This is a genomic window from Propionivibrio pelophilus DSM 12018 (assembly GCF_059569095.1).
In genome coordinates this window covers 30624-43942 of sequence record NZ_JCANUT010000003.1, presented here as the reverse complement: position 1 = coordinate 43942, position 13319 = coordinate 30624, and the positions used below count along the sequence as shown (strand labels likewise).

Below are 13319 nucleotides of genomic sequence, written 5' to 3'. Positions count from 1 at the left end.
CAGGTACGGGTCGCGGTTCTGCCGGCCTCGACTATCGTTTATAGTTACGCCTATGCCACTCAAGATAGCCATTGCCCAAATGAATGCCGTGGTCGGCGATATCGCCGGCAATGCGGCTCGAATCGTCGACTTCGCCCGCCGCGCCAAGGCGCAGGGGGCGGACGTCATGTTAACCCCCGAACTTGCGCTGTGCGGCTACCCGCCGGAGGACCTGCTGCTGCGGCCGGATTTCTATGCCGCCTGTGCCGAAGCATTGACCGCGCTGGCCGGCGAGTTGCCGGATCTGCCCGTGATTGTCGGCCATCCGCTGGCCGAGAACGGACGCTTCTTCAACGCCGCCACCTTGCTTTCCGGGGGCGCGTTGGTGACAACTTATCGCAAGCAGCGTCTGCCGAACTACGAGGTGTTCGACGAGGAGCGCTATTTCGATTCGGGCGACACGCCCTGCGTGGCGACCTTCAATGGCGTGCGCTGCGGCATCAACGTTTGCGCAGACGTTTGGGAGGCCGGTGCGGCCGACCGGGCCAAGGCCGCCGGTGCGGAAATCCTGCTGGTGCTCAACGCTTCGCCGTATCACATCGGCAAACAGTCGCTGCGTGCCGAGGTGTTGCGCGAGCGCATTGCCACGACCGGGCTGCCGGTGGTCTATGCGAACCTCGTTGGTGGACAGGACGAACTAGTGTTCGACGGCGGCTCGTTCGTCCTTGACTCCCAAGGCGAGGTGCGTTGTCAGTTGCCGAAGTTCGATGAAGCGCTGGAAATCGTGCAGGTCGTCGATGGTGAACCGCAGCCGGGCGTCTTTGTTCCCGATCAGTCGACCGAGGCAGAGGTCTATCGTGCGCTGGTACTCGGCGTGCGCGATTATCTCGGCAAGAACGGTTTCCCCGGAGCGATCATCGGCCTGTCGGGCGGGATCGATTCGGCGCTGACCCTGTGCGTCGCCGTCGATGCGCTGGGCGCGGACAAGGTGCGTGCGGTGATGATGCCGTCACCCTACACCGCCGAGATCAGCCTGGCCGACTCGCGCGACATGATCCGCCGCCTCGGCGTGCGCTACGACGAAATCCCGATCGAGCCGGCGATGAACACCTTCGCCGCGATGCTGGAAAAGGAGTTTGCCGGCCTGCCGGCCGATACGACCGAAGAGAACCTGCAGGCGCGTATCCGCGGGATGATCCTGATGGCCCTGTCGAACAAGACCGGTTCGCTGGTGTTGACCACCGGCAACAAGTCGGAGATGGCGGTCGGCTACTGCACGCTCTACGGTGATATGGCCGGTGGTTTTGCGGTGATCAAGGATCTCGTCAAGACACTGGTTTACCGCATTTCGCGCTGGCGCAATACCGTCAGCGACGTCATCCCGGAACGGATCATCACCCGGCTGCCGTCGGCCGAGCTGAAGCCGGGGCAGACCGACCAGGACAGCCTGCCGCCGTACGACGTGCTCGACGCCATCGTCGAGGCCTACATGGAGCAGGATCTCAGTCCGCGCGAAATCATCGCCAAGGGCTATGCCGAAGCCGACGTGCGCCGCGTCGTGCGGCTGTTGAAGATCAGCGAATACAAGCGCCGGCAAGCACCGATCGGTATTCGCGTGACCCAGCGCGGGTTCGGCAAGGACTGGCGTTATCCGATCACCAATCGCTACCGGGATCCGTACTGATCTGATACGATCCGCAGCGTTTGTGCAGTCTATCTGGAGTTCTGCAATGAAGAAAATCGAAGCGATCATCAAGCCTTTCAAGCTCGACGAAGTGCGCGAAGCGCTGTCGGAAATCGGTGTCACCGGACTGACGGTAACGGAGGTCAAGGGGTTCGGCCGGCAGAAAGGGCACACCGAACTGTATCGCGGCGCCGAATACGTCGTCGATTTTCTGCCGAAGGTGAAGATCGAAATCGTCGTGAGCGATGACATCGTGGAAACGGCGATCGACGCGATCGTCAAGGCGGCGCATACCGGCAAGATCGGTGACGGCAAGATCTTCGTCATGCCGGTCGAGCAGGTGGTGCGTATCCGGACGGGGGAAACCGGCGACGCCGCGCTCTGATCCTAATCCTGGGCAACCTGAAAAAGCCCGCTGCGTGCGGGCTTTTTTAGTACCTGTCTTATAGACAATTTCTTTTTCTATTCATGTTGTTGCAGCCATAAGCTCAAGCCAGTATCATCGTGCTTCGTTGGGCTTGAATGATTTTCTTCTGCAACTCTTTCGCACTCCTTTGCGCACCTCGCCGATGAATTCCAGACAATCCGAGCGAACGACCTCCAAGGTGCACCTGATCGACGACGATCCGATGGTGACGTTCCTGCTGGTCGATCTGGTCGAGTCGGTTAACCTGCCCTATGTCGTGTATGGGAGCGCCGTTAAATTCCTGGAACAGGAAGGACTGGAGAGCCTGCAGGGGTGCATTGTCAGCGACCTGCGCATGCCGGGGATGAGTGGCCTGGAGTTGCAGGAAACCTTGCACCGTCGTGAGATCAACCTGCCGATCATCTTCATCTCGGCCTATGCCGAAGTCCAGACCGTGGTTCGCGCGATGCGTGGCGGCGCGCTCGATTTTTTCCAGAAGCCGTTCTCGTCGCAAGAATTGGTCGAGCGCATCCAGGACGGCTTGCGCATCGACAAGCAGCGCGCCGAGTTGTTGAAGCGGAATCGCGAGATCGGCGAGCGTGTCGCGCAATTGACGACGCGCGAGAAGGAAGTCCTGCAGGGCATCTTCGAGGGCAAGATCACCAAGGTCATCGCCGATGAACTCGGCATCGGGGTCAGGACGACAGAGACCTACCGGCAACTGATCATGCAGAAACTGCAGGCCGGATCGGTCGCCGAACTGGTGCGTACCGTCATCGACGTGATGCCGCTGGTGCCGCAACGCTCATCCGAGTGATTCCGGCCCGGCCGGAGCGGACGTGTCAATCGGCTCCGGGCGTACGTGCCTTGGTGCTTTGCAGTTCGAGCAGGGCGCGTTCGTAGTCGAAGACATCGATCGCCGCGAGCAAGGTCTCGGCGGATTTTCCCAGTACGGCCCGTAGATTGGCGCTTTCCTTGCGGGCCAACCCGGTGGCGTTGATGTCGCCATCGCGCAACAGCCGCTCGAGTTGCAGCAATACGTGCTGGCTTCGATCGCCGCCGGGAGAGGCGGGCGGCGCCGGCTTGGCGGAGTCGTCGTCCATGGCCACGGCGGGGGGCGCGGTGTCGCCGGCACCGGTGTTCTCCAGCCCGTCGACGAGTTCGCGGAAAGGGGTTTCAAGCGCCGTCAGGCAGCCGAACAGCGCTCCCTGATGATCCTCTCCCTTGCGCACCGTTTCGAGCAGCGCCATGGCCATGGCTGCAACCTTCATGGCGCCGATCAGGCCCGCCGCGCCTTTCAGCGAGTGGGCTACTTGTTCGATCGTCTGCAGGTCGCTTTCCGCCAAGGCCGCAGAAATTTTCTCCAGGTCGCCGCGATGTTCCTGCAGGAAGAGCCGGACGAGTTGCCGGAATTTTTCTTCGTTGTTGCGTACCCGAGCTAGTCCGGCATCGATGTCGATCCACGCTACACCGGCGAGGTGTTGCCTCAGGCCCGATTCCTTCGATGCAACGGCGGCCGGCGCGGCGGTGTTTGCAGTTTCCTGTTTCATCAGTTCAGCCCCCTCAGTGCGTGGCAGCCAGCGGAGCAGCACGGCGTACAGTTTCTCGGGATCGACCGGTTTGGCGACGAAGTCGTTCATCCCGGCATCGAGGCAGGCACGCCGGTCTTCCTCGTAGGCATTGGCGGTCATGGCCAGGATCGGTGTCGCCGCGCGGCCGGGCAGTTTGCGGATGAGGCGCGTGGCCTCCAGTCCGTTCATGACCGGCATCTGCACGTCCATGAGTAGCAGGTCGTATGGCGTGGTGCGGATCATGTCGACGGCCTCGCGGCCGTTGTGCGCCGAATCCACCTGCAGGCCGGCCCCGTGCAGCAGGAGTCGGGCGACCTCGAGATTGACCTCGACGTCGTCGGCCAGCAGGACGCGCGCGCCGGCATGTTTCTGGCGCAACTCGTGCTCGTGGTCATCCGGACGGGTTGCGCTGACGTTGGGCATGATGCCGCGGCCACGCTGCAGGCGAGCGGTGAACCAGAACGTGCTGCCTTGCCCCGGCTGGCTTTCGACGCCGACATCGCCGCCCATCAGCCGCGTCAGACGCTGCGTGATCGCGAGGCCAAGCCCCGTGCCGCCGTAGCGGCGGGTGATCGACGTGTCGGCCTGCTCGAAGGCGCTGAAGATGCCTTCGATCTTCTCGGGAGCGATGCCGATGCCGGTGTCCTCCACCAGGAAGCGTACGACGAGCCCCTGCGCATCCTCCGACAGAAGCTCCGTGCGGATCGTGACTTGGCCGTGCTCGGTGAACTTGACGGCGTTGGCGCTGTAGTTGAGCAGCGCCTGCCGCAGCCGCGTCGGGTCGCCGCGCAACCAGAGGGGAACATCGCCGAGGTCGACAGAAACGGGGAGGCGCTTCTCGCGCAGCGCGTTGGCGAGCATCGAGCGTACGCTGTCGGTGATGCTGTTCAGCAGGAAGTCGGTTTCTTCAAGCTCCATCCGGCCGGATTCGATCTTGGACAGGTCGAGAATGTTGTTAATCAGCGCGAGCAGGTGATTGGCCGCCGCATCGATCTTGTCCAGACGCTCCATCTGACGGGGCGTAGGATCGCTGTTCCTCAACAGATGGGTGAGACCGACGATGGCGTTCATCGGCGTGCGGATTTCGTGGCTCATGTTGGCCAGGAAGGCGCTCTTGGCGATGTTCGCCGCTTCGGCGTGAACTCGTGCTTCCGCCAGTTGTGTGGTGCGTTGCTCGACGACCTCTTCAAGGTGAAAACGGTATTTGTCCAGCTCGGCGCCGAGGCGCTTTTTCTCGGTGATATCCTCCTTGACCGCTACATAATGGCTGGTCTGGCCGTCGGCCTGGCGGATCGCCGCGACGACCGCAAATTCAACGAACAGAGAGCCGTCCTTTCGCCGGTTGTGGAATTCGCCTTTCCAGGACTCGCCCCGTGTCAGTGCGCCCCACATCGCCACGAAATTTTCCCGCGGCGTCTCTCCTGAATGAAGGATGCGCGGATTCTGTCCGAGCGTTTCCTCCCGCGTGTATCCCGTTTGCCTCACGAATGCCGCGTTTACGTATTCGATGGCGCCAGAGGTGTCGGTGATCACGATCGATTCGGGGCTTTGTTCGACGGCCTCGGACAGGATCCGCAGGCTTTGTTCCATCGTTTTCTGCAAGGTGATGTCTGCCAGGGCCAGGCGGATGGCGGTAGACGTGTCGGAAGATGACTGCAGGGTGCTTTTTGCATTTGCGAAAATGATTGCCCCGTCGCTGCGGCGCAGGGACAATTCCGCCTTGTGTCGCTTGTTGTTGTGTTTTGCGTCATCCAGAAACCGCTCCCACTGCACGGAGGAACTGTCGTCAACGAAGGTTGAAAAGTGTTTTCCGATCAACGCTTCGGTGCCCACAGCGAGCATTGAGGACCCCATGACGTTGACGCGCTGGATGATTCCCTCCGGGGAGATGGCGAAGTAGGCGACCGGGGCATGCTCGTAGAGGTCGACATACCCCCGGCGTGATTCTTCGAGCGCCGCCTTGGTATTCAGCAAATCCTCGTTCTGCAGGCGGAGCTCCGTCTGACTGCTTTTCAATTGCGCGTTGGCGATGTTCAGCGCCATTTCGTGCATTTTTCGGGGCGTGATGTCCTGAGCCGTGGCGAACAGGTAGTCGAGTGATCCGTCGGCCTTTCGCGCCGCTTTGATCTCGGTATTGATGAAGATGACCGAACCGTCCTGGCGAATGATCCGCGTTTCGAAGACGACGGAGTCCGCGGCTCCGGTACGGACCTTCAGCACATTGCCGACGACGGCGTCGAGATCGTCGGGATGAAGTAATTCTCGCGCGACTTTCCGCGAGAGTTCGTCGCGAGAAAATCCGGTCAGACGACAGCATTGCTCGTTCACTCTCAGGAAACGCCGGTTTTCCACGCTCAAGACCGCCATGCCGATGAACGTCTGGTTGAAAAGCTTCGAAAGCAGTTCGTCGGCTTGGGTTTCTTCCGCGAATCGCTCCGTGAAACTCGCGTGTTGCGCGAGTACCCGGTGCAGGATGTAGCCGCTGATCAGGATGAAGCACACCTGCAGCATGACGAGGATCGGTGACTCGAAGGCCGGATGTCCGCCGGCGATCAACTGGGGTGTCCCCAGAATGCACAGCGCGGCCAGCAGCATGTAGAGTGCGGCGCCGGTGGCCGGCGGCAGGGACGAGAGCCGTCGACGCAAGGATCGGAGTGCGGGATGGGCCATGACCTGTCTGTCGTATCCGGGCGGGATGCTGATGGAGGCGGATTATCCGTCAAGCCCGTAATGCAGGGCGATCGCCTCGAATTCGTGACAGTGCGCCAGGAAAACGTCGGTGATCTCGGGGTCGAACTGCCGGTCGCGCTCGTCGGCGATGATCCGGCGGACCTCGGCGAAGGGCATGGCTTCCTTGTAGACGCGCCTTGAGATCAGCGCGTCGAAGACGTCGGCTACGGCCATCAGCTTTGCCGATACGGGAATGGACTCGCCGGCGAGCCCATCGGGATAACCGCGACCATCCCAGCGTTCGTGGTGCCAGCGCACGATTTCCTTGGCTTGGGCGAGAAAATCCGCAGAGGCGTTGATGTCTTTCTCGGCCAGCGCGATGGCGTCGCAACCCAGCACCGTGTGGGTGCGCATGATGGCCCATTCCTCGGTTGTCAGCCGACCTGGCTTGAGCAGGATGGCATCGGGAATACCGACCTTGCCGATGTCGTGGAGTGGTGCCGAGCGGGCCAGCGTTTCGATGTATTTCGGGGTCAGCGAACGGGAAAAGCGCGGCCGGTCGGCAAGCCGCATCGCCAGCAGCTGCACGTAGTTCTGCGTGCGCTGGATGTGGTTGCCGGTCTCGTTGTCCCGCGTCTCCGCCAGGTGGGCGAGGGCGCGAATGCTGACGGCCTGGATCAGCTCGTTTTCCCGCATCCGGCGGTTGACTTCGGCTTCCAGCGCCTGGTTCTGGTCCTGCAGCCAGGAACGTGCATGGCGAACCAGCAACTGGCTGCGCACGCGGGCAAGAACGATCGAGGGGCGAAACGGCTTGACGATGTAGTCGGCGATGCCGGCGGCGAAGGCCCGTTCCTCGTCCTCGTCGGTGTCCTTGGCGGTGAGGAAAATCACCGGAATGTCGCGTGTTTCCGGGTTGTTGCGCAGGTAGTAGAGGACTTCGTGGCCGTTCATGTCCTGCATCATGATGTCCAGCAGGATCAGGGCCGGCTTGGGTGCCTGCGCCGCCAGACGCAGCCCGGTACCGCCTGAGTTCGCCACCTTGACGCGGTAGCCGGCTTCCTGCAGCAGGGAACCCAGTGCGCTGAGGTTTTCCGGCGAGTCGTCGACGATGAGGATGATCTCGTTGTCGGTCGATCGGCGGCGCGGCGGGTTCGCGTGAGGATCGGGAACAATGACGTTCTCGCCGAGAATGAGCGACGACACGGTCGGGCGCGTATCCGTGAGCGGCATCGTCCGCGCATTGCTGTGCGAGCGTTCTGCCGGTGGAGCGCCTTGATCGTTTTGCATCTGCGCCTCGCTCACGCGTGTCCCGCGGCCGGTCAGGCGGCGGCCTCCGTCGCCGGCAGGGTCTCGCCGGTGGCTTGCGCCATGCCGGAGAGCATGGCGATTTCGTCGATGGACAGCACCTTGCCGATGTTCAGGATGATGACGAACTTTCCGGCGACCTTGCCCATCCCGGAAATGAAGTCGGCGCGGATCTTCGCTCCGAATGAGGGCGGCGGCTCGATCTCGCCGGACGGAATCTCGAGGACTTCCGACACGGCGTCGACCATGATGCCGATGTCGCTATGCACCTCCTGATCGATGACCTCGAGGATGACGATGCAGGTCCGCCGGCCTACTTTGGTCGGCTTGCCGCCGAAGCGGGCGGCCAGGTCGATGACCGGGACGACGGCGCCGCGCAGGTTGATCACGCCGCGAATGAACGCCGGCATCATCGGGATTTCGGTCAGATGGCCGAACTCGATGATCTCCTTCACGTTCAGGATGCCGACGGCGAACATCTCCCCGGCGAGCGAGAAGGTCAGGTACTGGGCTGGCGCATCGCTCGTCCCGGCGACGGCGGTTTGTGCCGTGGCCGCGGAAAGCGGGTTGCCCCGTGCGGGGGTGAGTTGTCCCATGGTCGGCCTCTCAGAAACGCTCGAAGTCGCCTTCGCTGACTTGCAGCGAGCCCGCCGGCGTGGCCATCGCCAGGCGTGGCGAAGCGCTCCGCGCAGCGGCGCCGGAACCGGCCGGGCGGCTCGCCGGCCGGCGGCTGGTACCCTCGTCGAGACGGAAGAAGGTCATGGTCTGCTGCAATTGTTCCGCCTGCGCACCCAGTTCCTCGGCTGTGGCCGCAAGCTCCTCGGAGGCGGATGCGTTCTGCTGGGTCGCCTGATTGAGCTGGCCCATCGCCCCGTTGATCTGCGCAACGCCGGACGATTGTTCGGACGACGCGGCGGCGATTTCCTGCACCAGGTCGGACGTCTTGCGGATCGACGGGACAATCTCCGTCAGCAGTTCGCCAGCGCGTTCGGCCTGCTTGACCGAGGAGTCGGCGAGGCCACCGATTTCCTGGGCAGCGACCTGCGAGCGCTCGGCCAGCTTACGTACCTCGGCGGCGACGACCGCAAAGCCCTTGCCGTGTTCGCCTGCCCGTGCGGCTTCTATTGCCGCGTTCAATGCCAGCAGGTTGGTCTGGTAGGCGATGTCGTCGATGATGCCGATCTTGCCGGCGATGCTCTTCATGTCATCCACCGTACGGCTGACTGCATTGCCGCCTTCTGCCGCTTCCTCTGCCGCCTTTGACGCCATGCCGTCGGTGACACGGGCGTTTTCGGTGTTCTGGGCGATCGAGGCGGTCATCTGCTCCATCGACGAGGTGGTTTCCTCGACGGAGGCCGCTTGTTCACTCGACGATTGCGACAGCGACTGGGCCGTTGCCGAAACCTGGCCGGCGGCGTTGGTCAGGTTGTCCGCGGCGGTACGCACTTCGCCGATGATCTGGGTGAGGCGGCCGATCATGTTCTGCATGGCGGTCATCAGTTGCCCGACCTCGTCCTTGCTGTCGGCATCGAGGCACACCGTCAGATCGCCCTCCGCCAGGCGCTCGGCGGCTTCGACGGCGGTCCGGATCGGGCGGGTGATCGAACGGGTGATCCACCAGGCAAAGGCCAGGGCAATGACGATTGCGGCGATCGCGATGGAGAGAATCAGCGTCTGGGCGCTGGCGGCCATCTTGTCCGCCGTTTCGCCCGACTTGGTCATGGAGTCGGTTTGATGGTCGATCAGTTGCGAGACAGACTTGAGATAATCGTCCTGTGCCCTGGTCATGTTCCCCATCAGCAAGGTGGTCGCCTCATCGCGTCTGCCGGCGTTTGCCAGTTCGATGAGCTTGCCGAGTTCAGAAACGTATGCCTTGCGCGTTTCACCGACCCCCTGCAGGATGCGCCGGCCTTCGTCGGAAGTGACCGTTTTTTCGAGCTTGTCCATGCGGTCGGAAATGATCTTGCTGCTCGCCGGGATCCGCCCCAGTTCCGTGCGAGCCCCTTCCTGCGAGCCGGCCAGGATGGCGTTGCGGGTAACCCTGGCGACGACGTTGACCTCGTTGATGATGTCGTTGGCCTGGACGGTTTTCGGGAATTTGTCGCGCACCATGTCGTCGATCTCGCCGTTGAGTACCCCGAGGCGCTGGTAGGCGAGGGAGGAGACCACGATCAGCAGCATCAGGACGAGCCCGAAGCCGACGCCGAGGCGAACACCGATTTTCAGATTCTTGAACATGATCTACCTTTCCGTTGGACTTGCAATTTGAATGTTGGTGGGGGTGTTGATGGAGGATGGCGGGAGCAGACGGCTTTCCTCGGCCTGCCGGACGATCCGGACGAGCGCCGCGACGTCGAGGATCAGTGCCACGTCGCCACTGCCCAGGATGGTCGAGCCGCTGATCCCGCGCAGGTTGGCGAACAGGCGGCCGAGCGGCTTGATCACGGTCTGGAACTCGCCCATCAGCTGATCGACGACGATGCCGGCGCGTTGTCCGGCGAACTGGACGACGACGATGCTTTCCCTCGCCGGTGCCTTCCCGTCGATTTCGAACAATTCGCGCAGGCGGATGAAGGGCAGTGCCTCGCCGCGCAGGTTGAGGAAGTTGCGCTCGCCGCCGAGATTCCGGTGTTCGATGCACTCGACGACCGAATCGAGCGGAATGACGTAGGATGCCTTGCCGATGCCGACCAGGAAACCGTCGATGATCGCCAGGGTCAGCGGCAGGCGGATGGTGAAGATCGATCCGACGCCTTCCGTCGACGCGACCTCGACCGTGCCGCGCAGCGCCTGGATGTTGCGGCGTACGACGTCCATGCCGACACCGCGGCCGGAGAGTTTCGAGACCTGGTCGGCGGTCGAGAAGCCGGGTTCGAAGATGAGGTTGATGATCTCGCTGTCCGACAGTGCGTCGGTTGGCTGGATCAGTTCGCGCTCGATGGCCTTGGTACGGATTTTCTCGCGGTTGAGCCCGCCGCCGTCGTCGGAAACCTCGATGACGATGCTGCCCGAATCATGGAAGGCGTTCAGCGAGACGCGGCCGCAGGCCGGCTTGCCGCAGGCCAGGCGCGTTTCGACCGGTTCGATGCCGTGGTCGAGCGAGTTGCGCACCAGGTGCATCAGCGGATCGCCGATCTTCTCGACAACGCTCTTGTCGAGTTCGGTGTCAGCGCCGCTGATCGACAGCTCGATTTCCTTGTCGAGATCCTTGGCGACGTCGCGCACTACCCGGTGGAAGCGGTTGAAGGTGTCGCCGATCTGCACCATGCGCAGCTGCAGCGCGGAATCGCGAATGTTTTCGACGAGGCGCGAGAGCACCGACGTCGCTTCGATCAGGTTGCCGTTGCGGCTGCGGGCGGCCAGCAGGTTGGCCGAGGCGCCGGCGATGACCAGTTCGCCGATCAGGTCGATCAGGCTGTCCAGCTTGTCGGCGTGCACCCGCACCAGTTGCGCTTCGCGCGCCTTCTTCTCGGTGACCTGGCTCTGGCGGGTGACCGCGGCGTCGACGATTTCCTTGTGCACCACCTTGCTGTCGACGAGAATTTCGCCGAGCGGCGGCGCTTCTTCCGGGGCGGCCTGCGATGCGCTCTGTTGCGCTAGCAGGCCGCGGTCGACCTCGGCCTGGGTCAGTGCGCCGCAGCGTACCAGCATCTCGCCAAGGCGCAGGGTGTCTTCGGGCAACTCGGCGATCAGCCGGAGGTAATCATCGAGCTTGCTCTGCGGCGGGAGAATACGCAGGTCGCATTCGTCGCTGACGAAATCGAAGACGCGTTCGATGTCGGCCTTGCCGGCCTTGGTCTGCAGGCGAATCTCGAAGCCCAGGTAGCACGATTCCGGGTCCATCTCGGCCGCTTCGGGGAGCGCATCGGCGATCGTTTCGATACCGATGATTTCGCCGAGACTGCCGAGGAAGCGGATGAACGAGAGCGGGTCAGTGCCGCCGCGCATGACGTTGGGCCCGAAACGCACCGAGACGTGCCAGGCGTCGTTGCTGACCACGCCGCCGCCCGTGCTTTCCACGGTTGCGTCATCGTCGGGGATGGTCAGGCTGGCGCTGGTAGGTGCGTTGCTGTTTCCGAGGATCTGTTTCAGTTGTTCGGTCAGGGCTTCCCCGCGCTCGCAGAGGGCGGCGTCCGGTTCGGCCTGTTGCGCGGCGAGGACCTCCACCAGGCTGCTCATGTGGTCGCAGCAGGCCAGCAAGACGTTGGCCAGTTCGCCGCTGACGGCGGTTTCCCCATTGCGCAGGGCGTCGAGGAGGTTCTCCACGCGGTGGGTGAACTGCTCGATGTAGGCGCACTCGATGACGCCCGCGCCGCCCTTGATCGTATGCGCGGCGCGGAAGATGGCGTTGAGGTTGTCGGCGTCGTCGGGTATCTGTTCGAGCCGGAGCAGCCCGGCTTCCATTTCCGCGAGCTGTTCGCGGCATTCCTGGATGTATACGCTGGTCAGTTCGTCCATCGGGGGTTCCTCAGCAGGCTTCGGCGGCGGGGATGACCAGCGGGTCCCCGAGTTCGCCGGCGAGGTTGCAGAAGTCGATCAGCGAACGCACCGCCTGGCTGTGGGCGACGATGACGGCGCGCTTGCCGGCGCGTTGCGCTTCCTTTTTCAGCAGGAGAAGCAACTGCAAGCCGGCGGTGTCGATCTCGTTGACCTGCGACAGGTCGAGTTCGAGCTCTTCGCTGGCGGCGAGCGCGTCGAGCAACGCCTGCTTCAGTTCGAGCGCGTGGTAGATCGTCAGGTCGTCGGCGAGGGGCAGGGTCTGGCTGGCTGGCATGACGGAGCCTCAAAAAAGTTCGACGCGCGGCGAGTTCAGGGTGCCTGCATCGCTCGCGGCGGCGGACGCGTGGATCGCCCGTTGCCGTTCGGTAACGTAGCTGCCGTGCAGATGCTGCAAGCGTTCATCGCCACTCTGCAGGCTTTCCGGAGGTGTTCCGGTCCGGAGCAGTTCGGCCAGGTGGCCGCTGTGCTGTCCGAGCATCTGCAGCGCCGTCATGACGCTGCCGATCTGCTGGCGCAGCACATCCTGGAACTGCAGTTGGGCGAGCGCGTCGCCCAGCTTGTCGGTCACCCGCTGGAAAACGTCTGCCGGGTGGCCTGGCATCTCGGGCACGATGTCGGCGAGCGAGTGATCGACGGCAATCAGGTCGTTGGTCAGCGCGACGACCGCTTTTTCGCCCGTTTCAACGCTGTTCTGCAGTTGCCGGCAGAGGATCTCAACGAGATGGCCTGCCTCCTGGAGTTCTGTTGCGACCTGCCGGGCGGCGTCCGGGGCTGAGGGTGGAATTGGCAGCATGGTCTTTTTTAGCGCAGGACCAGCTTGATGGTGTTGAGCAGTTCGTCCGCCGTCGCCGGCTTGACGATCCAGCCGGAGGCGCCGGCAGCCTTTGCTTCGGCCTTGCGCGCCTGCTGCGATTCGGTGGTCAGGAACAGGATCGGCATGAACTTGCAGGCCGGCAGCTTCCTGACTTCCTTGATCAGCTCGATGCCGTTCATGCCGGGCATGTTGAGGTCGGTGATCAACAGGTCGATCTTGGTTCCGTTGTTGAATTTCTTCAGGGCTTCCTCGGCGTTGGGCGCCTTTTCCACGATGTATCCGGCCTTGCTGAGGATGCTCGAGATGCTCAGCAGGATGGTTGTGGAATCGTCTACCAGCATGATTGTGCTCATGGCGTCTCTTTTTTTGATCAGGTAAATGGTTGGAGGT

The 13319-nt window shown here is 62.8% G+C and carries 11 protein-coding genes; 3 read left to right on the top strand and 8 right to left on the bottom strand.

The features are described from left to right. Positions 1 to 52: 52 nt before the first annotated feature. The 3 genes from BO74_RS02660 (at position 53) to BO74_RS02650 (ending at position 2886) form a co-directional block, all read left to right on the top strand. Positions 53 to 1663, top strand: coding sequence for an NAD+ synthase (locus tag BO74_RS02660; protein ID WP_496439807.1), 1611 nt, complete (start codon positions 53 to 55; stop codon positions 1661 to 1663). Between the two features lie 46 nt (positions 1664 to 1709). Continuing rightward, a complete protein-coding gene (locus BO74_RS02655) occupies positions 1710 to 2048 on the top strand; it encodes a P-II family nitrogen regulator (RefSeq protein ID WP_305074144.1) in 339 nt (112 codons plus the stop codon). 184 nt (positions 2049 to 2232) lie between these two features. Continuing rightward, a complete protein-coding gene (locus BO74_RS02650) occupies positions 2233 to 2886 on the top strand; it encodes a response regulator transcription factor (RefSeq protein WP_496439806.1) in 654 nt (217 codons plus the stop codon). Positions 2887 to 2911: 25 nt separating this feature from the next. Here the strand turns inward: BO74_RS02650 and BO74_RS02645 are convergent, their stop codons facing one another. From BO74_RS02645 to BO74_RS02610, 8 genes are read right to left on the bottom strand one after another with little or no spacing between them, the layout of a single operon-like run. Beyond that, complete coding sequence (locus tag BO74_RS02645) at positions 2912 to 6310, bottom strand: PAS domain-containing hybrid sensor histidine kinase/response regulator (RefSeq protein ID WP_496439804.1); 3399 nt, start codon at positions 6308 to 6310, stop codon at positions 2912 to 2914. Between the two features lie 42 nt (positions 6311 to 6352). After that, a complete protein-coding gene (locus BO74_RS02640) occupies positions 6353 to 7597 on the bottom strand; it encodes an HD-GYP domain-containing protein (RefSeq protein WP_496439803.1) in 1245 nt (414 codons plus the stop codon). A 32-nt stretch (positions 7598 to 7629) separates the two neighbouring features. Then, positions 7630 to 8211, bottom strand: coding sequence for a chemotaxis protein CheW (locus BO74_RS02635; protein ID WP_496439802.1), 582 nt, complete (start codon positions 8209 to 8211; stop codon positions 7630 to 7632). 10 nt (positions 8212 to 8221) lie between these two features. Beyond that, positions 8222 to 9853, bottom strand: a complete 1632-nt coding sequence (locus tag BO74_RS02630; RefSeq protein WP_496439800.1) for a methyl-accepting chemotaxis protein — start codon at positions 9851 to 9853, stop codon at positions 8222 to 8224. 3 nt (positions 9854 to 9856) lie between these two features. Continuing rightward, positions 9857 to 12073: a chemotaxis protein CheA gene (locus BO74_RS02625; RefSeq protein ID WP_496439799.1), complete on the bottom strand. Its 2217-nt coding sequence runs from the start codon at positions 12071 to 12073 to the stop codon at positions 9857 to 9859. Between the two features lie 10 nt (positions 12074 to 12083). After that, positions 12084 to 12389, bottom strand: a complete 306-nt coding sequence (locus BO74_RS02620; protein WP_496439798.1) for an STAS domain-containing protein — start codon at positions 12387 to 12389, stop codon at positions 12084 to 12086. A gap of 9 nt (positions 12390 to 12398) precedes the next feature. Then, complete coding sequence (locus BO74_RS02615) at positions 12399 to 12908, bottom strand: hypothetical protein (RefSeq protein WP_496439797.1); 510 nt, start codon at positions 12906 to 12908, stop codon at positions 12399 to 12401. An 8-nt stretch (positions 12909 to 12916) separates the two neighbouring features. Then, positions 12917 to 13282, bottom strand: coding sequence for a response regulator (locus tag BO74_RS02610; protein ID WP_496439795.1), 366 nt, complete (start codon positions 13280 to 13282; stop codon positions 12917 to 12919). Between the last annotated feature and the right edge of the window lie 37 nt (positions 13283 to 13319).

Excerpts from the sequence above, each read along its gene's own strand:
- BO74_RS02660 (WP_496439807.1), top strand. The coding sequence starts at position 53 with ATGCCACTCAAGATAGCCATTGCCCAAATGAATGCCGTGGTCGGCGAT.
- BO74_RS02655 (WP_305074144.1), top strand. The coding sequence starts at position 1,710 with ATGAAGAAAATCGAAGCGATCATCAAGCCTTTCAAGCTCGACGAAGTG.
- BO74_RS02650 (WP_496439806.1), top strand. The coding sequence starts at position 2,233 with ATGAATTCCAGACAATCCGAGCGAACGACCTCCAAGGTGCACCTGATC.
- BO74_RS02645 (WP_496439804.1), bottom strand. The coding sequence starts at position 6,310 with ATGGCCCATCCCGCACTCCGATCCTTGCGTCGACGGCTCTCGTCCCTG.
- BO74_RS02640 (WP_496439803.1), bottom strand. The coding sequence starts at position 7,597 with ATGCAAAACGATCAAGGCGCTCCACCGGCAGAACGCTCGCACAGCAAT.
- BO74_RS02635 (WP_496439802.1), bottom strand. The coding sequence starts at position 8,211 with ATGGGACAACTCACCCCCGCACGGGGCAACCCGCTTTCCGCGGCCACG.
- BO74_RS02630 (WP_496439800.1), bottom strand. The coding sequence starts at position 9,853 with ATGTTCAAGAATCTGAAAATCGGTGTTCGCCTCGGCGTCGGCTTCGGG.
- BO74_RS02625 (WP_496439799.1), bottom strand. The coding sequence starts at position 12,073 with ATGGACGAACTGACCAGCGTATACATCCAGGAATGCCGCGAACAGCTC.
- BO74_RS02620 (WP_496439798.1), bottom strand. The coding sequence starts at position 12,389 with ATGCCAGCCAGCCAGACCCTGCCCCTCGCCGACGACCTGACGATCTAC.
- BO74_RS02615 (WP_496439797.1), bottom strand. The coding sequence starts at position 12,908 with ATGCTGCCAATTCCACCCTCAGCCCCGGACGCCGCCCGGCAGGTCGCA.
- BO74_RS02610 (WP_496439795.1), bottom strand. The coding sequence starts at position 13,282 with ATGAGCACAATCATGCTGGTAGACGATTCCACAACCATCCTGCTGAGC.